Origin of the sequence: Curtobacterium sp. PhB137 (assembly GCF_003814955.1) — a bacterium.
Lineage (GTDB): Bacteria > Actinomycetota > Actinomycetes > Actinomycetales > Microbacteriaceae > Curtobacterium.
In genome coordinates this window covers 330,264-349,178 of the sequence record NZ_RKQO01000006.1, presented here as the reverse complement: position 1 = coordinate 349,178, position 18,915 = coordinate 330,264, and the positions used below count along the sequence as shown (strand labels likewise).

The 18,915-nt window shown below is 70.0% G+C and carries 19 protein-coding genes; 8 read left to right on the top strand and 11 right to left on the bottom strand.

The features are described 5' to 3' along the window. The first annotated feature begins 168 nt into the window (after nt 1-168). Nucleotides 169-1,029 (top strand): pentapeptide repeat-containing protein, encoded by an 861-nt coding sequence (locus EDF28_RS11260; RefSeq protein ID WP_123938329.1) that lies wholly within the window; start codon nt 169-171, stop codon nt 1,027-1,029. Between the two features lie 6 nt (nt 1,030-1,035). Here the strand turns inward: EDF28_RS11260 and EDF28_RS11255 are convergent, their stop codons facing one another. Then, complete coding sequence (locus tag EDF28_RS11255) at nt 1,036-1,965, bottom strand: NADP-dependent oxidoreductase (RefSeq protein WP_185094218.1); 930 nt, start codon at nt 1,963-1,965, stop codon at nt 1,036-1,038. Nucleotides 1,966-2,057: 92 nt separating this feature from the next. Here EDF28_RS11255 and EDF28_RS11250 point away from each other — a divergent pair, with 92 nt between their 5' ends. Next, on the top strand, nt 2,058-2,564 hold the full coding sequence (locus tag EDF28_RS11250; RefSeq protein ID WP_123938328.1) for a MarR family winged helix-turn-helix transcriptional regulator: 507 nt from the start codon (nt 2,058-2,060) through the stop codon (nt 2,562-2,564). Further along, nucleotides 2,561-2,809 carry a hypothetical protein gene (locus tag EDF28_RS11245; RefSeq protein WP_123938327.1) on the top strand — a complete coding sequence of 83 codons (249 nt, stop codon included), beginning with the start codon at nt 2,561-2,563 and terminating at the stop codon, nt 2,807-2,809. Before EDF28_RS11250 ends, EDF28_RS11245 begins: the two co-directional genes overlap by 4 nt. Before the next feature lie 4 nt (nt 2,810-2,813). On the opposite strand, the gene EDF28_RS11240 is transcribed toward EDF28_RS11245, so the two are convergent. Then, on the bottom strand, nt 2,814-3,053 hold the full coding sequence (locus EDF28_RS11240) for a hypothetical protein (protein ID WP_123938326.1): 240 nt from the start codon (nt 3,051-3,053) through the stop codon (nt 2,814-2,816). A 62-nt stretch (nt 3,054-3,115) separates the two neighbouring features. Here EDF28_RS11240 and EDF28_RS11235 point away from each other — a divergent pair, with 62 nt between their 5' ends. Next, entirely contained in the window at nt 3,116-4,072 is a 957-nt protein-coding gene (locus EDF28_RS11235) for a phosphotransferase enzyme family protein (RefSeq protein ID WP_123938325.1), read from the top strand. Here EDF28_RS11235 and EDF28_RS11230 read toward each other — a convergent pair. Next, entirely contained in the window at nt 4,069-4,299 is a 231-nt protein-coding gene (locus EDF28_RS11230; protein WP_123938324.1) for a hypothetical protein, read from the bottom strand. The two genes, EDF28_RS11235 and EDF28_RS11230, sit on opposite strands and share 4 nt — an antisense overlap. Nucleotides 4,300-4,341: 42 nt before the next feature. On the opposite strand from EDF28_RS11230, the gene EDF28_RS11225 reads away from it, so the two are divergent. Together EDF28_RS11225 and EDF28_RS11220 are read left to right on the top strand one after the other, a co-directional pair. Continuing rightward, complete coding sequence (locus EDF28_RS11225) at nt 4,342-4,788, top strand: NUDIX hydrolase (protein ID WP_123938323.1); 447 nt, start codon at nt 4,342-4,344, stop codon at nt 4,786-4,788. Between the two features lie 148 nt (nt 4,789-4,936). Then, nucleotides 4,937-6,991 carry a transglycosylase domain-containing protein gene (locus tag EDF28_RS11220; protein ID WP_260154885.1) on the top strand — a complete coding sequence of 685 codons (2,055 nt, stop codon included), beginning with the start codon at nt 4,937-4,939 and terminating at the stop codon, nt 6,989-6,991. Between the two features lie 98 nt (nt 6,992-7,089). Here the strand turns inward: EDF28_RS11220 and EDF28_RS11215 are convergent, their stop codons facing one another. The 4 genes from EDF28_RS11215 to EDF28_RS11200 are packed head-to-tail and all read right to left on the bottom strand — an operon-like array spanning nt 7,090 to nt 11,130. Beyond that, nucleotides 7,090-8,100, bottom strand: a complete 1,011-nt coding sequence (locus tag EDF28_RS11215; protein ID WP_123938322.1) for an ABC transporter substrate-binding protein — start codon at nt 8,098-8,100, stop codon at nt 7,090-7,092. Between the two features lie 11 nt (nt 8,101-8,111). Beyond that, entirely contained in the window at nt 8,112-8,981 is an 870-nt protein-coding gene (locus tag EDF28_RS11210) for an ABC transporter ATP-binding protein (RefSeq protein WP_123938321.1), read from the bottom strand. Continuing rightward, the gene (locus tag EDF28_RS11205; RefSeq protein ID WP_243648873.1) at nt 8,978-10,054 is read right to left on the bottom strand and encodes an iron chelate uptake ABC transporter family permease subunit; all 1,077 of its coding nucleotides are present in this window, start codon (nt 10,052-10,054) and stop codon (nt 8,978-8,980) included. The genes EDF28_RS11210 and EDF28_RS11205 overlap by 4 nt, the downstream gene beginning before the upstream one ends. Continuing rightward, the gene (locus EDF28_RS11200; protein WP_235035880.1) at nt 10,051-11,130 is read right to left on the bottom strand and encodes an iron ABC transporter permease; all 1,080 of its coding nucleotides are present in this window, start codon (nt 11,128-11,130) and stop codon (nt 10,051-10,053) included. The genes EDF28_RS11205 and EDF28_RS11200 overlap by 4 nt, the downstream gene beginning before the upstream one ends. A 28-nt stretch (nt 11,131-11,158) precedes the next feature. On the opposite strand from EDF28_RS11200, the gene EDF28_RS11195 reads away from it, so the two are divergent. Next, nucleotides 11,159-11,998 carry a siderophore-interacting protein gene (locus tag EDF28_RS11195; protein WP_123938320.1) on the top strand — a complete coding sequence of 280 codons (840 nt, stop codon included), beginning with the start codon at nt 11,159-11,161 and terminating at the stop codon, nt 11,996-11,998. A 177-nt stretch (nt 11,999-12,175) separates the two neighbouring features. On the opposite strand, the gene EDF28_RS11190 is transcribed toward EDF28_RS11195, so the two are convergent. The 3 genes from EDF28_RS11190 to EDF28_RS11180 all read right to left on the bottom strand — a co-directional run bounded on the left by EDF28_RS11190 (nt 12,176) and on the right by EDF28_RS11180 (nt 15,503). Continuing rightward, on the bottom strand, nt 12,176-13,090 hold the full coding sequence (locus tag EDF28_RS11190; RefSeq protein ID WP_123938319.1) for a carbohydrate ABC transporter permease: 915 nt from the start codon (nt 13,088-13,090) through the stop codon (nt 12,176-12,178). Between the two features lies 1 nt (nt 13,091). Next, nucleotides 13,092-14,063 carry a carbohydrate ABC transporter permease gene (locus tag EDF28_RS11185; protein ID WP_111086244.1) on the bottom strand — a complete coding sequence of 324 codons (972 nt, stop codon included), beginning with the start codon at nt 14,061-14,063 and terminating at the stop codon, nt 13,092-13,094. A gap of 84 nt (nt 14,064-14,147) precedes the next feature. Beyond that, nucleotides 14,148-15,503 (bottom strand): extracellular solute-binding protein, encoded by a 1,356-nt coding sequence (locus tag EDF28_RS11180; protein ID WP_111086245.1) that lies wholly within the window; start codon nt 15,501-15,503, stop codon nt 14,148-14,150. Nucleotides 15,504-15,811: 308 nt separating this feature from the next. Between EDF28_RS11180 and EDF28_RS11175 the strand changes: the two genes are divergently transcribed. After that, nucleotides 15,812-17,317 (top strand): alpha-N-arabinofuranosidase, encoded by a 1,506-nt coding sequence (locus EDF28_RS11175; protein ID WP_123938318.1) that lies wholly within the window; start codon nt 15,812-15,814, stop codon nt 17,315-17,317. Nucleotides 17,318-17,760: 443 nt separating this feature from the next. Here the strand turns inward: EDF28_RS11175 and EDF28_RS11170 are convergent, their stop codons facing one another. After that, nucleotides 17,761-18,792 (bottom strand): LacI family DNA-binding transcriptional regulator, encoded by a 1,032-nt coding sequence (locus EDF28_RS11170; protein ID WP_123938317.1) that lies wholly within the window; start codon nt 18,790-18,792, stop codon nt 17,761-17,763. Between the last annotated feature and the right edge of the window lie 123 nt (nt 18,793-18,915).

The following is an 18,915-nucleotide window of genomic DNA, read 5'->3' as shown; positions in this document are numbered from 1 at the left end:
GCCGAAGTGACACAATCTCCCGCTCTGTGACGCAGAGCCCATCCAGCGACACCGGTTCGCTCCTCGGACGAGGGGCGGTGATCTCGTGCGCCCGGAACGGGGACTCCCGACGGAGTTCCCCAGCACCCCGGCGCCCTGTCGAGACCACTCCAGAGAGACCGTTCGTCCATGTCATCGTCTTCTTCTTCATCCTCTCCTTCTGCTCCCTCCGACCGCTCGGGGCTCCGCGCTTCGTGCGGTGACTGCTTCGCGCTCTGCTGCACCGCCTTCGGGTTCCAGCGGTCCAGCGACTTCCCGATCGACAAGCCCGCCGGCACCCCGTGCCGGAACCTGGCCGACGACTTCTCCTGCACGATCCACCAGGCGCTCCGTCCGCGGGGCTTCACCGGGTGCACCACGTTCGACTGCTTCGGGGCCGGCCAGTACGTCTCGCAGGTCCTGTTCGACGGCACGAGTTGGGTGGACCGGCCGGACTCGAAGCCCGAGATGTTCCGGGCCTTCGCCGTCGCCCGGCAGCTCCACGAGATGCTCTGGTACCTGGCCGAGGCGGTGTCCCGCTCGACGACTCTGGGGTCAGCGGATGCACCGACCGTGCGCCAGCACCGTGTCCAGCAGGTCCTCGACGGTGAGTTGGCCGGCGTCCTCGCGGTGGACGTCGAGTCGCTCCGGTCCGAGGTCCGTTCCGTCCTGATCGACGTCAGCGCGGAGGCCCGAGGTGGGTACCCCGCTGCCGGCGACTCGGCCGGTGACCTGCACCCGTCGACCGACCTGGCCGGCCGCGACCTGCGATCTCGCGTCCTGGTCGGCGCCGATCTGCGCGGTGCGGTCCTGATCGCCGCGGACCTGCGGGGATGCGACCTGTCGGGCGTGGACCTGCTCGGGGCGGACCTGCGCGATGCCCGGCTCGGGGGAGCGGACCTGTCGAACGCGCTGTTCCTCACCCAGCCGCAGGTGAACGCCGCTCAGGGCGATGCGTCAACGGTGCTGCCCGACGACCTCGATCGTCCAGGGCACTGGTCGCTCCCGTGATCCGGGTCAGGGCAGGACGATGACCTTGCCGGCGATCCGACCTGCTGCGCCCTCGGCGTGCAGCGCCGGCAGGTCGGCCAGGGAGATGCGCCGCGTGACCTCGACCGTCAGGGCACCGTCGTCGACCAGCGCGACGAGTTTCGCCAGGCGTTCCCGGTTCGGCAGGACGAACACGGTCGACGCGCGCACGCCTCGGGACGCGTCACCCGGCGTGGCCATGAACGCCGTCGTGCTCACGACGACTCCGCCGTCACGGACCGCAGCAACATCCGCCGCGAACTGCTCGGGCTCGATCGGCGCCAGGTTGAGCAGCACGTCGACCTGACCGTCGAGGGCGTCGAGCAGGTCGGTGGCGGTGTGGTCGATGACCTGGTCGGCACCGGCCGCGCGCACGGCATCGGCACTGCGGGGGCTGGCGGTCGCGATGACGTGTGCTCCGGCGCGCTTGGCGAGCTGGACGGCGTACTTGCCGACGACCCCGCCGGCACCCACGACGAGCAGCCGCTGCCCGGCGGTGAGCCGGCCGTCGTCGAACAGGGCCTGCCAGGCGGTCAGAGCGACGGACGGCAGGGCGGCCGCGTCGGCCAGTGGGATGCTCGTCGGCGCTGCGACCACGGCGTCCGCCGGTGCGATGACGTACTCGGCTGCCCCGCCGTCGCGGTCCATGGGGAGGAACGCGATGACCGCGTCGCCCACGGTCAACCCGGTCACGCCCTCGCCGATCGCCTCGACCGTGCCGGAGACGTCGTATCCGGGGACGTGCGGCAGCTGGATCGGGATCGGCAGGAAGCCGGCCCGGATGCCGTTGTCCGCGGCGTTGTACGCGGACGCCGCGACGCGCAGTCGCACCTGTCCTGCTGCCGGAGTCGGCTGCTCGACCTCGCCGTACTGGAGGACCTCGGGTCCGCCGACTTCGTGGAACTGCACTGCCTTCATGGTGATGTCCTCTCGGATTTGCTTCGAATTCGAAGCGCTTGTCGGAGACGCTAGCACTGCTTCGAACTCGAAGCAACAGGTAGGATGGCTCCATGAGCGACACCCCCACCGCACTGACCCCGACACAGCTCGGGGCCTACTTCGCGCTGACCGAGGTGAGTGCGCTCCTGCGCCCTGCGGTCGAGAAGCAGCTCCGCGACGTCGGCGGGCTGAGCGCCGTGCAGTTCCAGCTCCTGGCGCGGTTGGGGGACGCTCCGGAGGGGCACCTGCGCATGACGGACCTGGCCGACGGTGTCGTGTACAGCCGCAGCGGGCTGACCTACCAGGCGCAACTGCTCGAACAGCGCGGCCTCGTCACGAGGTCACCGTCGCCGGACGACGAACGCAGCACCGTCGTCGCGATCACCGACGCGGGGCGCGAAGTCCTTGCCGACGTGTTCCCCGGCCACATCGGCACCGTGCACGGACTCCTGTTCGCACCGATCACGGACGACGACGCGAGTGACCTCGCCCGGGTCCTCGGACGCATCAGCGAACACCTGCGAGCGAACCCACCGCGGTCGGCGTCGCGACGATCCGTGAAGGGGGCGTCCGCGTGACCGTCGGAGCGCGCGCCGCTCGGTGGATCGTCGTCGGCTCGGTCGTCGTCGGACTGGCGCTGACCGTCTACGCGACGTCCTACTGGCTGTTCCCGACGTCGTTCCAACTCCAGGAGCGGTTGCCCGACGGATCGATCAACCCGCGCGCATGGGCAGACCTGCTCGTCTCGTACATCCTCGCGCTCGGCTGCTTCGCGGTCGCCGGATGGGTGGGCGTGCAGCGGCTCCGCACCCGCCGCCGCTGAGGCGTCAGCTGCGCGTGCGTGACCGTCGCCGCGACACGGTGCCGACGACGAGCGTGGCGACGCCGAGCGCGATCCCGATCAGACCGAGCAGGTAGCCGAACAGCATCAGGATTCCGCCGCCGATGTTCGCACCGCCCCCGGTGTCGTTCGCGAGCGACCACCCACCGATCCCGACCGACAGGAAGGCGCCCAACAGGAACACCGTGCACATCACGTGCAGGACCCTCGTGCTCTGGGAGGTCATGGTGGCTCGCTTCCGTGCGTGGACCGGTACCGGATGGTAGCGCGACCTGCGAGGGTGGAGCGATGACCCTCGAGATGCTCTGGGAACGAGCCGATCCCACCGAGGTGCTGCGGAGCCGTTTCGGGTTCACGGACGTCGCCGCTGCCGAGGACTGGCTCATCCGGACGCTCGAGCGGTGGTGGAACGTGCGCGTCGTCGTATGCGAGCGCATCGTGATGAGCGACCACAACGCGCTCGCCTGGGTCTCGACCGCTGGCGGCCGGATGCTCCTGAAGTGGTCGATCGCACCGGAGGGGTTCGAGCGCTTGGCGTTCGCGGCGGACCTCACGGCGTGGCTCACGGAGCGCGGCCTGCCCGTTTCCGCCCCGGTGCCGACACCCGACGGACGGGTGCAGGTCGAGGACGACGGGGTTTCGATGGGTCTCCAGCACGTCATCGGCGGAACCCTGCTGGACGTCCGCGACCCGGCACAGGTCCACGCCGCCGGTGCGACGCTCGCCCGCATCCACGACGCCCTGCGGGACAGCCCCGATCGGGCGCGCGCAGCCGGTGTGCGCCCGCCACCGACCCCGCTCGTGCAGCAGGTCGAGGGGTGGCTCGAGGCTGCGCCGATGCACTTGCCGGAGCGTGTCCAGCGGACGCTTCGACGCCGGCTCGGGGCCGCGCCCTCCGACGACTTGCCGGTCCAGATCGTGCACGGCGACTACCGAGCGGCGAACGTCCTGTGCGCTGACGCGGACGTCGTCGCCGTCATCGACTTCGAGGACCTGCGCCTCGATCACAGGATCGTCGAGCTGGCACGCTCGGCCGTCCTGCTCGGGACGCTCTTCCACGACTGGGGCCCGGTCCCCGCGGCGGTCCACCGAGAGCTGCTCGACGGCTACCGCTCGGTGAGCGCGCTCACTGCCGACGAGCTCGCGTGGTGGGACGTCCTGGTGCTCTGGAACACGATGCTGTTCGTCCCGCCGGGGGATGACCCCACCGGGTGGGGCGCTGCCGCCGGGGCGCTCGCCGGTTAGCGGACGAAGCGCTTCGCCGACCGGGCGACGGCCACGAGCGCGGTGACCCCGAGTGCGATCCCGGCGATGCCGACGACCATGCCGCCCATGTACATGAACCCCGCGGCGAAGTTCACGCCGGTGCCGTCCGGGGTGAGGATCGTCCAGACGGAACCACCGGCGGTGAGCAGGAAGCCCAGACCGAGGAAGACGATCGCGAGGGTGACGATCGAGCGGATGGCGTGCATGGTCCGAACCTACCGAACCCGAACCGGTGGCAGAGTGGCGTGATGGGGAGCATCCGGAACATCGCGGTCGGGCTGCCGGTCAAGGACGGCCACGTGCTGCTGTCCGAGTCGTTCGACGGCGTGCGGGACCTCCGCTTCCACCGTGCCGTCGGCGGCGGCATCGAGTTCGGCGAGACCGCGGTCCAGGCGCTCCGCCGGGAGTTCCGCGAGGAGCTCGACGTCGCCCTCGACGACGTCCGGCTGCTCGGTGTCCTCGAGAACCTGTTCGAGTACGAGGGGCAGCCCGGACACGAGTACGTCCACGTGTTCGCCGTCCGGTCGGCGGAGCTGGACGCGGTGCCGCTGGACGCTGAACTCGTGGTGCTGGACGAGGGCAGCCCGGTGCGCTGGGTACCCGTCGACACGGACGTCCCGGTGTTCCCGGACGGCGTGCTCGACCTGCTCGCAGGCACCATCCCGGCGACGCAAGGTGACCACTCGACCCGCTGACGTCACGATCCCGTCACGACGGGCGCATTCCCAGCGGACACGGCGGTGTTCCGCGGCGAAGTCCCGGCGACCGCCCGAGATCGGCTGGGACGCTCCCGAACGACAGCACCAGATCGGTGCGGTGATGCACCACGGGGGATCCAGAGCGATGACGATGAGACGTGCAGGGGGAGCCGCGCTCGGCTTCGTGGGCGGCAGTGTGCTCGCCGGGTTGATGATCGGGGTCGGCGTGACGCCGATGATCGCGGTCGCCGGGGTGAGCACGACGTCGGCGATCGGGGTGTTCGAGTCGCTGCCGGAGCACATCGAGATCGGGGACCTGCCGCAGCGCAACCAGGTCTGGGCGTACCGCGGTGGCGAACCGGTGCACCTGGCGAACGTGTGGGCGCAGGACCGGCAGGAGCTGTCGTTCGACCAGATCAGCGACCAGCTGAAGCACGCTGCGGTCGACGGCGAGGACAAGCGGTTCTACGAGACCGGTGGTGTGGACGCGACATCGATGGTCCGCTCCCTGGTGAGCGTCGCCGCGTCGCAGGGCGAGGGCGGATCGGGTGGCTCGACGCTCACGATGCAGCTCGTGCGCAACATCAAGATCCAGCGGGCGAGCGAGCTGCCGACGCTCGAGGAGCAGAAGGCCGGCTACAAGGAGGCGACGAAGCGGTCGCCCCAGCGGAAGCTCGCCGAGATGAAGCTCGCGATCGGCCTGGCGAAGAAGTACACCAAGGAGCAGATCCTGACGGCGTACCTGAACATCGCGTACTTCGGCGACCAGACCTACGGCGTGCAGTCGGCCGCGCAGCACTACTACGGCAAGTCCGCCACCGACCTGACCCCGGCCGAGGCGGCATCGCTCATCGCGATCGTGCAGTGGCCGGAGCGCCGCGACCTGTCCACGCCGGACCACTACCGCGACAACGCTGCGCGGCGGAACGTGATCCTCCGCTCGATGCACGAGCAGGGGCACCTGACGACCGACGAGTACCGCACGGCACGGCTGTCGCGGCTGGCCGATTACGTGCGCATCACCGCGCCGCAGCAGGGGTGCGAGGCCGTCGAGACCGGGGCGGAGTTCTTCTGCGACTACGCCAAGCGCGTCGCCGAACGTCTGCCGCAGCTCGGCGCGACGAAGCAGCAGCGCGCCGATGCTTGGCGGACGGGTGGGTACCGCATCCAGACGACGCTCGACCTCGACCTGAACACGAAGCAGAAGGAACTGCTCGACCGGTACGACCCGAAGACCGAGACCCGGTTGGCGCTGGGCGCGACGCTGAACACCGTCGAGGCGGGCACCGGCCGGGTGCTCACGATGGCGCAGAACACCGACTACGACCGGTCGGAGCAGGCGCCACCGACGGCGACGTCGCTGAACTACGCCGTCGACCAGACCGACGGAGATTCGACGGGCTTCCAGACCGGCTCGACCTACAAGATGTTCACCCTGCTGGCGTGGCTCGAAGCCGGCCGCAGCCCGGACACGGTCGTGAACGGCACCCCGCACCCGCAGAGCACGTGGACGGCGTGCGGCGAACAGACGACGGCCTTCTGGCAGCCGAAGAACGACTCGCCCGGCCAGAAGGGGCCGTACTCGGTCCGCTCGGCCACGGCCCAGTCCGTGAACGCCGCCTACCAGTCGATGGCCGCGCAGCTCGACCTTTGCGACATCCGCGACGTCGCGAAGCGCCTCGGTGTGCACCTGGCCGCCGGCGGCGAGCTGCCGTGGAACCCCGCGTCGCTGCTCGGCACCGAGAGCATCGCGCCGCTGACGATGGCGGCGGCGTACGCGGGCGTCGCGAACGGTGGTCGGTACTGCGCGCCGGTCGTCATCGACCAGGTCACCGCACCGGACGGCACGGAGCTCGGCGGGCAGCCGCGCACCTGCTCGCAGGCCGTCTCGCCGCAGACCGCGGCGACGGCGTTCGAGGTCATGCAGGGCGCGTTCCGAGGCGGCACGGCGAGCGGCGGCCAGACCCCGGACGGCACCACGCTGTTCGGCAAGACCGGGACGGCCGACGCCGCCGACCAGGTGTGGTTGGTCGGCGGGAGCTCGCGTGCTGTGACCGCGTACTGGCAGGGCAACACCGACGGCGGGAAGCACAACCTGCGGTACTACTCGAACGGTCAGGGCGGCACCTACGCGGGGTCCCGCGCAGCGGTCTGGCGCGATGCGCAGACCGCGGTGAACGCCGCCTTGCCGGCGGGCTGACGACAGCAGCGGGTCACGTGCACGAGACGCGACACCGAACAGACGGGAGGCCCGTTGCCAGCTGGCAACGGGCCTCCCGTCCGATCGTTGGTTGCGTCCTAGGACAACTTCTTGCTGTCCTCGAGCCAGCCCGCCAGCTCCGTCATGTAGCCGGCCTGCGAGGCGTAGTCGAGCGCCGGGAAGGTGAAGCTGTGCACCTGGCCGGCCTCGAGCGCCGCGTTGTCGGCGAAGGTCGGCTGCTTCTCGAGGTCCGCGACCTGGTAGCCCTGCTGCGACAGCAGCAGGACGTCGGCCTTGATCTGGCCCGCGTTCTCCCACGAGTAGATGCCCCAGTAGAAGCCCTTCGGCTTCGGGTTCACGAAGTCGACACCGAACGACGAGTACATCTGCAGCAGCGGCTCGTCGGTCGGGCGGGTGACGTAGGCGCCGTCACCGTCGGCGTACATGGAGACGACCGACAGGTCCTGCTCCTTCGCGACCTTCTCGAGCTCGTCGCCGGCGGTGTCGAAGCGCTTCTCGGCGGCCTCGATCGTCGACTCCTTCGCACCGAGCGACTCGCTCAGGTCGGCGATCTTCTCGATGACGTCCTCGCCCTTGCCGCCCCACTTGACCTGGACGACCGGCGCGATGGCCTCGATCTGCTTCTCCTGCTCGTTGTCCTTGAAGCCGTAGCCGGGCTGCGTGTCGTCGAGCGTGCCCTTCTCGTCGGTCGGGTAGACCGAGGTCACGACGAGGTCGGGCTTCAGCGCGGCGAGCTTCTCGAGGTCGACGTCGCCGTACCCGGTGCCGAGCTGCGTGATGCCGTCGGTGTCCAGGTCGTCGAAGCGGGCGTCCTTCGCCATGGTCAGCTGGCCGAAGGTGCCGACCGGCTTCAGGCCGTACTCGATGAACGAGATCGCGATGTCGTTCAGCACGACGACGCGCTTCGGCGTGTGGTCGACCTTGACGGTCGTGCCGGTGGCGTCCTCGTAGGACCAGGCCTTCGACGCCGCGGTGTCACCGTCGGAGTCGTTCGAGTCGGTGCTCGAGCAGCCGGCGAGGAGGAGGGCCGAGACGGCCACGGAGGTCAGGAGAGTGGCTCGGAGGGAGCCGCGTCGGGAGAGCTTCACGTTAGGAGAGGCTAACCTAAGTGCGCGGCACCCGCCAGTTCGACGTCCGGTTCGGCATGCGGCGCCGGGTCGTGCTCGTCGGCCTCGGGCACGATCATCGGGGCACCGGTCACGGGGTCCGGGAACACGCGCGCGTGCAGCCCGAAGGCGTGCTCGAGCAACGCGGGGGTCAGCACCTCGTGCGGTGCGCCGTCGGCAGCGACGCCGCCGTCGTGCAGGACGACGAGCCGGTCGGAGAACCGGGCCGCGAGCGACAGGTCGTGCAGGACCATCACGATGGTGGAGCCCTGCTCGCGGTTGAGTCGGCGCACCAGGCGCAGGACCTCGAGCTGGTGCGCGAGGTCGAGGTAGGTCGTCGGTTCGTCGAGCAGCAACGTGTCGGCCTGCTGCGCCACCACCAGGGCGATCCATGCACGCTGTCGCTGGCCACCCGACAGGCTCGCGACGTCGCGGTGGGCGACGTCGGTCAGCCCGGTCGCCGCGATGGCCTGCTCCGCCACGTCGGCGTCGTCCGCGGTCCACGGCTTCGCCCACGACTGGTGCGGGTTGCGGCCGCGCATCACCAGGTCGAGCACGCTCGTGCCCGCGGGTGCGACGGGGGACTGCGGCAGGATCGCGAGCTTCCGCGCGACCTGGCGGTTCGGTTCCTTGCGGATCGGGGCACCGTCGAGCAGGACCTCGCCGGACTGCGGCTTCAGCACGCGCCCGAAGGCCTTGAGCAGGGTCGACTTGCCGCAGCCGTTCGCGCCGAGGAACGTCGTCACGGTGCCGCGCTCGATGCGCAGGTCGAGATCGGTCAGCACGGGGTGCCGGTCGTAGCCGACGGACAGGCCGCGGGCTTCGAGGACCGGGGTGGACGGGGGTGTCGACGGGGGAGTCATCGGGACATCTCCTTGCGGTGACGGATGAGGAGCCAGATCAGGTACGGGGCACCGATCACGGTCGTGATGATGCCGACGGGCACCTGCCACGGGAACGCCGATCGGGACAGCAGGTCCGCGGCGAGGACGAGAGCTGCGCCGAGCAGACCGGCGAGCAGCAGGGGCGGACGGTTCGTGCCGGCCAGCCGGAGTCCGACCTGCGGTACCACGAACGCGACGAAACCGACCGGTCCGGCGGCGGCGACGGCGGCGGCGGTGAGCACGACGGCCAGGGCGATCACGAGCAGGCGGTGCCGCTGGACGGCGAGCCCCACCCCGGTCGCGACCTCGTCACCGAGCTGTCCGATGCCGAGCGCCGCACTCGTCGCCAGGGCGATCGGCACCGCGACCGCGGCGACGATCAGCAAGGGCCAGACGCTCGACCACGAGGTGCTCGACAGGCTGCCGACGAGCCACTGCGACGCCGCGGTCGCGATGGTGATCTTGGCGCGGACGAGCAGGTAGCTCGTCACGGCGTCGAGGGTCGCGCTCACGCCGATGCCGACCAGGATGAGCCGGTAGCTCTGCACCCCGCCGCGCCAGCCGAGCCCGTACACGACGGCGGCGGCGACGAGCGCACCGATCGTCGCGGCCACCGGGATCCCGCCGCTGAGCACGATCGAGGACACCGAGTACGTGCCCCCGCCGAGCACGATGGCCGCCACGGCGCCGACGCTCGCGCCCGAGGTCACGCCGATGATGTCCGGGGTGCCCAGGGGGTTCCGCGTGAAGGTCTGGGTCAGTGCGCCGGCGATGCCGAGGGTCAGCCCGACGAGCGCTCCGGTGAGGACACGGGGCAGCCGGAGTGTGGTGATGATGAAGCCGTCCGGGCCGGTCTCGAGCCCGACCAGGGAGCGGAGCACGATGCCCGGGGCGATCCAGGTCGAGCCGATCGCCACACCGAGGACGACGAGCGCCAGGACCAGACCGAGCGAGGCCACCGTGTACCAGAACACCCGCGGGCGCCAGGCGAGGCCGATCGGACCGATGCGGACACCGGAACGGCCGGGCGCGCGGACCGCAGCGCCCGTCACAGGGACACCAGCGATCGGCGACGGGCGACGGCGACGAACACGGGGCCGCCGATGACGGCCAGGACGATGCCGACCTCGACCTCCGAGAACCCGCCGATCAGGCGTCCGACGACGTCGGCGAGCAGCACGAGCGCCGCTCCGACGAGCCCGGAGACCGGCAGGGTCCACCGGTGCCCGGTGCCGACGAGGGCTCGGGCGACGTGCGGCACGGTCAGGCCGACGAAGCCGATCGGCCCGGCGGCGGCGGTCGCACCGGCTGCGAGCAACGTGATGGCCCCGAGCCCGACGAGCCGCGCGACGAGCACGTTCTCGCCCAGGCCCTTGGCCAGGTCCGAGCCGAGCCCGAGCGCATCGAGTGCCCGGACGTTCAGGATCGCGAGCACCAGCCCGGCGACCAGGAACGGCCACACTGCCCCGAGGATGTCGAGCTGTCGTGCGGCGAGGGAACCGACGACCCACAGCCGGTACGCGTCGAGCGAGTCCTGGTCGGTCAGGACGACGAACGAGGTCAGCGCGCCCAACAGGGCCGAGACGGCGGCGCCCGCGAGGGCGAGGGGCACCGGGCTCGCCGTCCCGCTGCCCGCGATGGTCACCGAGAACACCACGACGCTCGCGACCAGCGCACCGCCGAGGGCGAACCACACCGTCGCGCCGGTGCTCGTGACCCCGAACACGTAGACGCCGAGGACGACGGCGAGCCCGGCGCCCGACGAGACCCCGAACAGTCCGGGGTCGGCGAGCGGGTTGCGCGTGTGTCCCTGCATCAGGAGTCCCGCGATCCCCAGCGCCGCACCGACCGCGGCACCGATGAGCGTGCGCGGGACCCGGGAGCCCCAGACGATCGCCTCGTCGGTGGTCGACCCGGTCCGGAAGAGGCCGTCGAGCACCCGGTCGACGCCGATCCGGTTGCTGCCGAGGAGCATGCTCGCGACCGCCACCAGGACCAGCACGACGACCAGTCCGGCGATCACCAGGACGCGCCGACGGACGGCGGTGCGGTGGACACCGAGGGCTGCTGACGCATCGGCGGTGCGGGCCTCCGAGACGGAAGCCAGGGCAGGGGAGGGGGCTGGCACGGAGAACATCTTAGGTTAGCCTTGCCTCATGGCGAAGACTCCGCGGCTCCTGCCCGAGAATCCCCGGCTCTTCCGTGCCCGGGTCCTGCGGACCGAGCGCACGACGCCGTCGATGCAGCGTGTCACCGTCACCGGCGACGACCTGCACGAGTTCCCGTTCCTCGGCTTCGACCACTGGTTCCGCCTGTTCACCGGGCGTCCGGACCAGGACGCGTTCCGGATGCCGGACCTCGACGGCAAGAAGTGGTGGCCGACGTTCCTGGCCATCCCCGAGGACGTCCGTCCGCACTGCGCGAACTACACCGTCGCCGCGTTCCGCCCGATGCCCGACGGCACCGCCGAGATGGACATCGACTTCGTCGTGCACACCGACGCTGACGGCGAGCCCGAGGGCCGTGCCGCGATCTGGGCCTGCGGCGCCCGCCCAGGCGACCAGCTGGCGATGCTCGACCAGGGCTGCATCTTCGACTGCCCGGACGACACCAGCGAGATCGTGATCGCGGCCGAGGAGACCGGCCTGCCCGGCGTGCTCGGCATCGCCGCATCGCTGCCCCGGAACGCCGTCGGACGCATCATCCAAGAGGTCCCCACCGCCGGCGACGTCCGCGAGATCGACGCACCGGCCGGGGTCGCGGTCACGTGGATCGTCCGCGACGAGGTCGACCACCACGCCGTCCCGGGCCGCGCCGCGCTCGCCGAACTGCAGCGGCACGTGCCCGTCGACGACCGCGGGTACGCCTTCGTGGTCGGCGAGTCGACCCTCGCCACCGAGGGCCGCCGGCACCTGCACCGTGCGGGTCTGCCGAAGGCGCGCATCACGTTCTCGGGCTTCTGGAAGCACGAGGCCAAGGAGTCCGTCTCCGCCTGAGCGGTGCCCGTTCCTTCCCATGGCGTGTGCGATGCCTGGTGCTTCCGGGCGTACCGTCACGGAACTTCTCACCAGGTACGCCCGTTTCCGCCAGGTACGCCCGGAACGCGACCAGCACGACGGACGGGAGGCCCGGTGCCAGCTGGCACCGGGCCTCCCGTCCGTCGTGGGGTGGCGTCAGCCCTTGAGGCCGGAACCCGTCACGCCCTCCACGATCTGCCGCTGGAAGATCAGGTAGAGGATGATCAGCGGCAACGCCGCCAGGATCGCTCCGGCCTGGATGTCCGCGTAGCGCTGACCGAAGCTGCCCTGAACCGTGGCGAGCCCGACCGGGATCGTCATGAGGTCCGGGTTCGACAGCACGAACAGCGGCAGCAGCAGGTTGTTCCAGACACCGACGAACGTCAGGATCGTCACCGCGGCGATCACCGGACGTGACAGCGGCAGGATGACCGACCAGTAGATCTTCCAGATGTTGGCGCCGTCGATGCGAGCCGCTTCCTCCAGCTCCTTCGGGATGCCGTCGAAGAACTGCTTGAAGATGAACACCGCGATCACGGCGGGCACCTGCGGGAAGATGACCGACCAGTAGGTGTTCAGCAGGCCGACGGCGTTGAGCTCCTGGAAGATCGGGATGATCAGGACCTGCGTCGGGATCATGATGCCGAGGATGATGAGCAGGAACGCGATGTTCCGACCGCGGAACACCAGGCGGGACAGCGCGAACGCCGCCATCGAGGCGAACATGACCGTCAGGACGGCCGTGATCACGCTCGTGATGGCGCTGGCGAGGTACCAGTTCCAGATGTCACCGGCCTGGAACAGTGCCGCGTAGGAGTGCAGCGTCGGGTTCCAGTTCGACAGGATCGAGTTCGCGCCGAGGGCGGCGACGCCGTTGTCGGACAGCGACGTCTTCAGGGCGAACAGGCTGGGGATGAGCCAGATGATCGCGAAGACGATCAGGATGATCCCGGCGACCAGGTTGAAGCCCTTGCCGGAGACGCCGATCTTGGCGGCGTTCGCGGGGGCGGCGGCCGAGACGCCGGTGCGGAGCTTGGCGCGGCCGGTGGTGATGCTCTCGGTGGCGGTCATGTCAGGCCCCGATCTCTCGCTTGGCGGCAGCGCGCTCGACGAGCTGCCGGATGACCGCGATCGCGACGATCACGATGAACAGGAGCACCGACGCTGCCGAGGCGGCACCGAGTCGGTTGTCGGTGAAGCCGACGCCCGTGATGAGCTGCAGCGAGACCTGGGTGGAGATGCCCGGTCCGCCGTTCGTCATCAGGTACACCTGGTCGAAGATCTTCAGGCTCGCGATGATCTGCAACAGGATGACCAGCGTCGTGGTGCGGCCGAGCAGCGGCAGCGTGATCGACTTGATCTGCTGCCAGTTCGACGCACCGTCGACGGCGGCCGCTTCGTACAGTTCGCGCGGGATCTCCTGCAGGCCGGCCAGGTAGAGCACGAAGTTGAAGCCGAGGGTCCACCAGACGGTGGCGATCGCGACACCGATCATCGCGGTGTTCGGGCTGGACAGCATGCCGGAGCCCGGGGTGAGGCCGATCGCCGACTGCATGCTCGCCCACAGGCCGGTCGCCGGCGTGAAGATGAACACCCAGATGAGCGAGATCGTCGCCGACGGCAGGATGAACGGCAGGAAGAACGCCAGTCGGAAGAACCACTGGCCGCGGTTCATCCGGTTCGTCAGCACGGCGAAGACGAACGCCAGGATGACGAGCGGCGGCGTCGTGTACAGCGTGAACTGCAGCGTGTGCCAGAGCGACGACCAGAAGTCGGAGCGTCCGAGCATCTCGGCGTAGTTCGCGAACCCGGCGAAGCTGCCGAGGCCCGTGCGCACGGTCGAGGTGTTGAAGAAGCTCGAGACGATCATCCAGACCGTCGGGCCGAGCAGGAAGGCCGCGTAGAACAAGCCGAACGGGGCGAGGAAGAGCCAGCCGCTGCGGCCCTGGCCACGGGTGAGGCTGGTGCCGTAGGTGCGGTTCCGGCGCGGACGCGACGCGGTGGCTGCGTCCGTGGGCCGGTCGAGGACAGGTGCTGTGGTCACGTCATCGTGCCTTTCGCGCGGTGTTCACGGCGATCGCGTGGGTCGTGTGCCCGGAGCGTACGAGCCGGGCGGTCGTGTGCCCGGTCACAGCGGGCTCGGGGTGTTCAGGTAGGTCGCGAGCTGCGACTTGATGGCACTGAGCGCCTGTGCGGGCGACGAGCTGCCCTGCTGCACGAGTGCCAGCTGGGCGCCGACGGTGCCCTCGAAGGTCGAGCCGGAGCCGCCGTACCAGGCGGGGTCGTCGAACACGGCGGTCTCGGCTGCGGCCGCGTAGTTCGACTGGGGCTTGAGCTCCTTGTAGGCGCTGCTGTCGAAGGTCGGGATGTAGGCGGGGACGTGCCCGCCCTCGGCCCAGGTCAGGCTCTGCTCGAGCATCTGCTTGATGAAGAGCATGTGCTGCTTGCGCTGCTCCGGCGTGCGGTCCTTCTTCGGCAGCACGAAGGTGTGCGAGTCCGCCTGCGTCGCGGGCTTGTCGTAGAGCTGCGGGATCGGGGCCATGCCGAACTTCAGTCCCTTGATGGACTGCGCCGTGCTGATCTCCCACTCGCCCTGCATGAAGAAGCCGGCCTTGCCGTCGAACATCAGGGACTGTGCCGTGGCGTAGTCGAGCGCCTTGTTCATCCAGCCCTGCTTGACCCACTTCTGGGTGCGGCTGGTGACCTCGTTGTAGGCGTCCTCGTTGACGGTGAGCTTCGCGCCGCCGTCGCTGATGAAGGGGGTCGCGTCGTTGATCTGGTTGTACATCGTCCAGAAGAAGCGCCACGGGGTGGCGGTCTCCGGCACGACGTTGGCGACGTTGAGCGCGGTGCCGCCGGTGACCTTCGCGACCGCGGCGAGGGCACTCTCGAACGTGTCCATGCCGGACAGGTCCTTGAGGTTGCCGTCGCTGTCGAGCAGGCCCGCCTTCTTGCACACATCAACGTTGTAGAAGAGCACGAAGGGGTGGGTGTCGAGCGGGATGGCGATGTTGTTGCCGTCGGTCTTCTGCGCCGTCCACGCCTTCTGGTTGAAGTCGGCGGCGCTCAGGCCGACGCTCGCCAGGTCCTCGGACGTGATCGGGTCGAGCAGGTCGCCGTCCCACAGTGGCTTCGCGCGGGTCAGGTGGGCGACCGCGACGTCCGGCGGCTTGTTCCCGACGGTGGCCAGTGTCAGCTTCGAGTAGTACGGGTTGCCCCACGCGAACGTGGTGGCCTGCAGTGAGCTCGATCCGCCGTGCTGCTTTGCGTAGCCGTCCTCCATCGCCTGCATGCGGAGGCCGTCACCGCCGCCGAAGAGGTTCCAGAAGACGAGCGTCTCGGGGTTGAGCGCACTGCCGGCCAGGCCGGCCGCGATCGGGCTCGAGCACGCGGCGAGCGGCAGCACCGTCGCGGCGGCCGCTCCTGCGGCGAGGAAGCCGCGGCGCGAGAGGCGCGACGCGGGTGTTGCTGGGCGGTTCGGCATGGCATCACTCCATCGGGATGGGCCGGGCTCGGGAGCAGGGTCGGTGCTCCCGCCGGAGCATCGCTGCTCCGTTCGCGGAACACTGCTGCTCCGTGCACGAGAGCCGTGGGTCGGTGCTCCGTGAGCGCTCACATTAGCGCTCGCGAAGATCATCCGCCACCCCTTTCGCGTCGCCGTGGAACCCGGTAGCGTTTCAGGCAGGTGAGCGCTCACTTTCGTGACGGTCCGCTTCGCTACCCCTGGCGCCGGACCGAGCACGCGCACCGCACGACCCGCAGTACCCGCTCTCGCACGATCGAAGGAGATCCATGCCCCGCACACACCTCGTCCTCGACGCCGCGTTCACCGTGGGGCCGGTGCGACGTCGCCTGTTCGGCGGGTTCGTCGAGCACCTCGGCCGCCACGTCTACGACGGCATCCACGAGCCCGCGCACGAGACCGCTGACGAGCACGGCTTCCGGAAGGACGTCGTCGAGCTCGTCAAGGAACTCGGCGTCTCCGCCATCCGCTACCCCGGCGGCAACTTCGTCTCCGGCTACAAGTGGGAGGACGGCGTCGGCCCCGTCGAGCAGCGCCCGAAGCGCCTCGACCTGGCCTGGCACTCGACCGAGACCAACGAGGTCGGCCTGCACGAGTTCCAGCACTGGCTCGACCAGGTCGGTTCGGAGCTCATGCTCGCCGTGAACCTCGGCACGCGCGGCACCGCCGAGGCGATCGAGCTGCTCGAGTACGCGAACATCAACGCCGGCACCGCACTGTCCGAGTACCGCAAGTCCAATGGCCGCCAGGAGCCCTTCGCCATCAAGATGTGGTGCCTCGGCAACGAGATGGACGGCCCGTGGCAGCTCGGCCACAAGAACGCCGAGGACTACGGCAAGCTCGCCGCCATGACCGCGAAGGCCATGCGCCAGATCCAGCCCGACCTCGAGCTGGTCGCCTGCGGTTCGTCCGGAGCGTCGATGCCGACGTTCGGCGAGTGGGAGCGCACCGTCCTCGAGCACACCTACGACGACGTGGACTACATCTCCGCGCACGCCTACTACGAAGAGGACAACGACCTGCCGTCGTTCCTCGCCGCCGGCGTCAACATGGACCACTTCATCAAGACGGTCACCACCGCTGCCGACCACGTGCAGGCGCAGAAGAAGTCCGACAAGCGCATCGACATCTCGTTCGACGAGTGGAACGTCTGGTCGATCACGAAGTGGCACGAGCAGGCCGCCGAGTTCACGCTCGACGAGTGGCCCGTCGCCCCGCGTCTGCTCGAGGACGTCTACACCGTCGCCGACGCCGTCGTCGTGGGTGGGCTGCTCATCTCGCTGCTCCGCCACGCGGACCGCGTCGCATCGGCCTCGCTCGCGCAGCTCGTCAACGTCATCGGCCCGATCATGACCGAGCCCGGCGGCCCGGCGTGGCGCCAGACGACGTTCTTCCCGTTCTCGGTGACGTCGCGCCTGGCGAACGGCACGTCGCTGCAGGTCAAGTCCTCGGGTGACACCGTCGACGGCGGCAAGTACGGCGACGTGCCGGTCGTGGACTCGGCCGCCACCGTGACCGAGGACGGCAAGGCAGCGGTCTTCCTCATCAACCGCCACCCGTCCGAGTCGACCACCGTCACGATCGACCTCGCGGGCCTGGCGGCCTCGGGCGACGTCCGTGCCGAGGGCGTCTGGGACGACGACATCCACGCCGTGAACGACCTCTCGTCCACCGAGCGCGTCGGGCTCCGCACGAACGAGACGGTCAGCCGCGACGGCGACACCATCACGATCGAGCTGCCGCCCGTGTCCTGGACCGCCGTGTCGATCGGCTGAGACGCCTCGGCGTTCGCTGCGGCGGGCGTCGAGTGAGCACAGAGGACGTCGGGCGCTCGCGCCCGACGTCCTCTGCTCGTTCGTGCGGGGCGCGGGCGCGGGGCGCGTGTCGCGTGTCGTGTGTCGGTCCGGTCCGGTCCGGTCCGGTCCGCGAAAGCGACAGTCTCCCGGCATGCTGCGGCGTCCGGTCCGTGAAAGCGACAGTTCTCCGCAAATGGTTGGCAGCACACTGTCGCTTTCGCGGGTGTGCCCCGGGCGGCGGACGGGAGGCCCGTGGCGGGCTGGCACCGTGCCTCCCGTCCGCCTGTTGGTCGCGAAAGCGACAGATGTGCGGCCCGCTGCGCCGTCAGGCCCGCGAAAGCGACAGTTCTCCGCGGAAGGTTGGCGGCACAGTGTCGCTTCCGCGAACCGGGGCCGCGATCCGGCGCCCGAGCCCGGGCGCGTCAGCGCTCGGGCGGCGGCGCGGTGCTCGCCCGCTCCACCAGGCGCACGGGCACCAGGTCGGGGGCGGAGGACACGCTCTCGCCGTCGATCTGGGCGAGCAGGTTCGCGACGGCTCGGCGCCCGACCTCGTCGAAGGACTGGTGCACGGTGGTGAGCGGCGGCCAGAAGGAGTCGGACTCGGGGGAGTCGTCGAAGCCCACCACGCTGAGCGACGACGGCACGGACCGCCCGAGCTCGTGCGCGGCGCGGAGCACTCCGAGCGCGGTCTGGTCGTTGGCGGCGAAGACGGCGGTGATGTCCGGGCGTGCGGCGATGGTCAGGCCGGCGCGGTAGCCGGAGTCGGTGCTCCAGCCACCGTGGAACACCGGCGGGACGAGCCGTCCGGCGCGCTCGAGGGTGTCCTGCCACGCGGCCAACCGGCGCGCGGCAGAGTACGACGAGGTCGGTCCGGCGACGTGCCAGACGGTCTCGTGGCCGAGGTCGAGCAGGTGCTGGGTGGCCTGGCGCGCGCCGTCGGTCTGGTCGGTGTCGATCGCCGGGTGGTCGGTGCTGCCGGTGGAGTCGATGATGACCATGGGCACGCCGTCGGGCAGCACCACCTCGGCCGTGTCGATGATGTGCGACTCGATGATGATCACGACGCCGTCGACGGCCTGTTCGTGCAGGCGGGAGAACGCGGAGCGCACGCCTTCTTCGGTGCGCGAGGCCATCGGCAGCAACGTGATCGTGAAGTCGGCGGTGCCGGCGGCGTCGGCGATCGCCTCGAGCGTGCGCATGTTGCCGAAGGACGCGAGCGTGAACATGATCACGCCGATGGTGCGGAAGCGCCCCGATCGCAGGGCCCGTGCGGCACGGTTGGGCCGGTAGCCCAGGGTGTCCATCGCGCGCTGCACGCGGTCGCGGGTGTCCGGGCTGACGTTGTCGAACCCGCGGGCGACGCGCGAGACGGTCTGCATCGAGACCCCGGCGGCGTCGGCGACGGCGGCCATCGAGGGGGAGCGGCGGGTGCCGGCGGGGGACTCGGTCGTCATCGGCTCGAGCTCCTTCCGTTGCGGGATCACGCAGTCTGCGTTCCCGGACGCTAGCGCATGTTGACGTTGCCATGCTATCGTCCTGACGTTCGATGTTGACGTCAACATCTGCGACCGCCAGGG

What these genes read in the sequence shown, in the direction of transcription:
- EDF28_RS11190 (WP_123938319.1), bottom strand. Translation starts at nt 13,090, where the DNA reads ATGACCGCCACCGAGAGCATCACCACCGGCCGCGCCAAGCTCCGCACC.
- EDF28_RS11235 (WP_123938325.1), top strand. Translation starts at nt 3,116, where the DNA reads ATGACCCTCGAGATGCTCTGGGAACGAGCCGATCCCACCGAGGTGCTG.
- EDF28_RS11260 (WP_123938329.1), top strand. Translation starts at nt 169, where the DNA reads ATGTCATCGTCTTCTTCTTCATCCTCTCCTTCTGCTCCCTCCGACCGC.
- EDF28_RS11195 (WP_123938320.1), top strand. Translation starts at nt 11,159, where the DNA reads ATGGCGAAGACTCCGCGGCTCCTGCCCGAGAATCCCCGGCTCTTCCGT.
- EDF28_RS11210 (WP_123938321.1), bottom strand. Translation starts at nt 8,981, where the DNA reads ATGACTCCCCCGTCGACACCCCCGTCCACCCCGGTCCTCGAAGCCCGC.
- EDF28_RS11240 (WP_123938326.1), bottom strand. Translation starts at nt 3,053, where the DNA reads ATGACCTCCCAGAGCACGAGGGTCCTGCACGTGATGTGCACGGTGTTC.
- EDF28_RS11250 (WP_123938328.1), top strand. Translation starts at nt 2,058, where the DNA reads ATGAGCGACACCCCCACCGCACTGACCCCGACACAGCTCGGGGCCTAC.
- EDF28_RS11175 (WP_123938318.1), top strand. Translation starts at nt 15,812, where the DNA reads ATGCCCCGCACACACCTCGTCCTCGACGCCGCGTTCACCGTGGGGCCG.
- EDF28_RS11225 (WP_123938323.1), top strand. Translation starts at nt 4,342, where the DNA reads ATGGGGAGCATCCGGAACATCGCGGTCGGGCTGCCGGTCAAGGACGGC.
- EDF28_RS11180 (WP_111086245.1), bottom strand. Translation starts at nt 15,503, where the DNA reads ATGCCGAACCGCCCAGCAACACCCGCGTCGCGCCTCTCGCGCCGCGGC.
- EDF28_RS11230 (WP_123938324.1), bottom strand. Translation starts at nt 4,299, where the DNA reads ATGCACGCCATCCGCTCGATCGTCACCCTCGCGATCGTCTTCCTCGGT.
- EDF28_RS11220 (WP_260154885.1), top strand. Translation starts at nt 4,937, where the DNA reads ATGACGATGAGACGTGCAGGGGGAGCCGCGCTCGGCTTCGTGGGCGGC.
- EDF28_RS11255 (WP_185094218.1), bottom strand. Translation starts at nt 1,965, where the DNA reads ATGAAGGCAGTGCAGTTCCACGAAGTCGGCGGACCCGAGGTCCTCCAG.
- EDF28_RS11170 (WP_123938317.1), bottom strand. Translation starts at nt 18,792, where the DNA reads ATGACGACCGAGTCCCCCGCCGGCACCCGCCGCTCCCCCTCGATGGCC.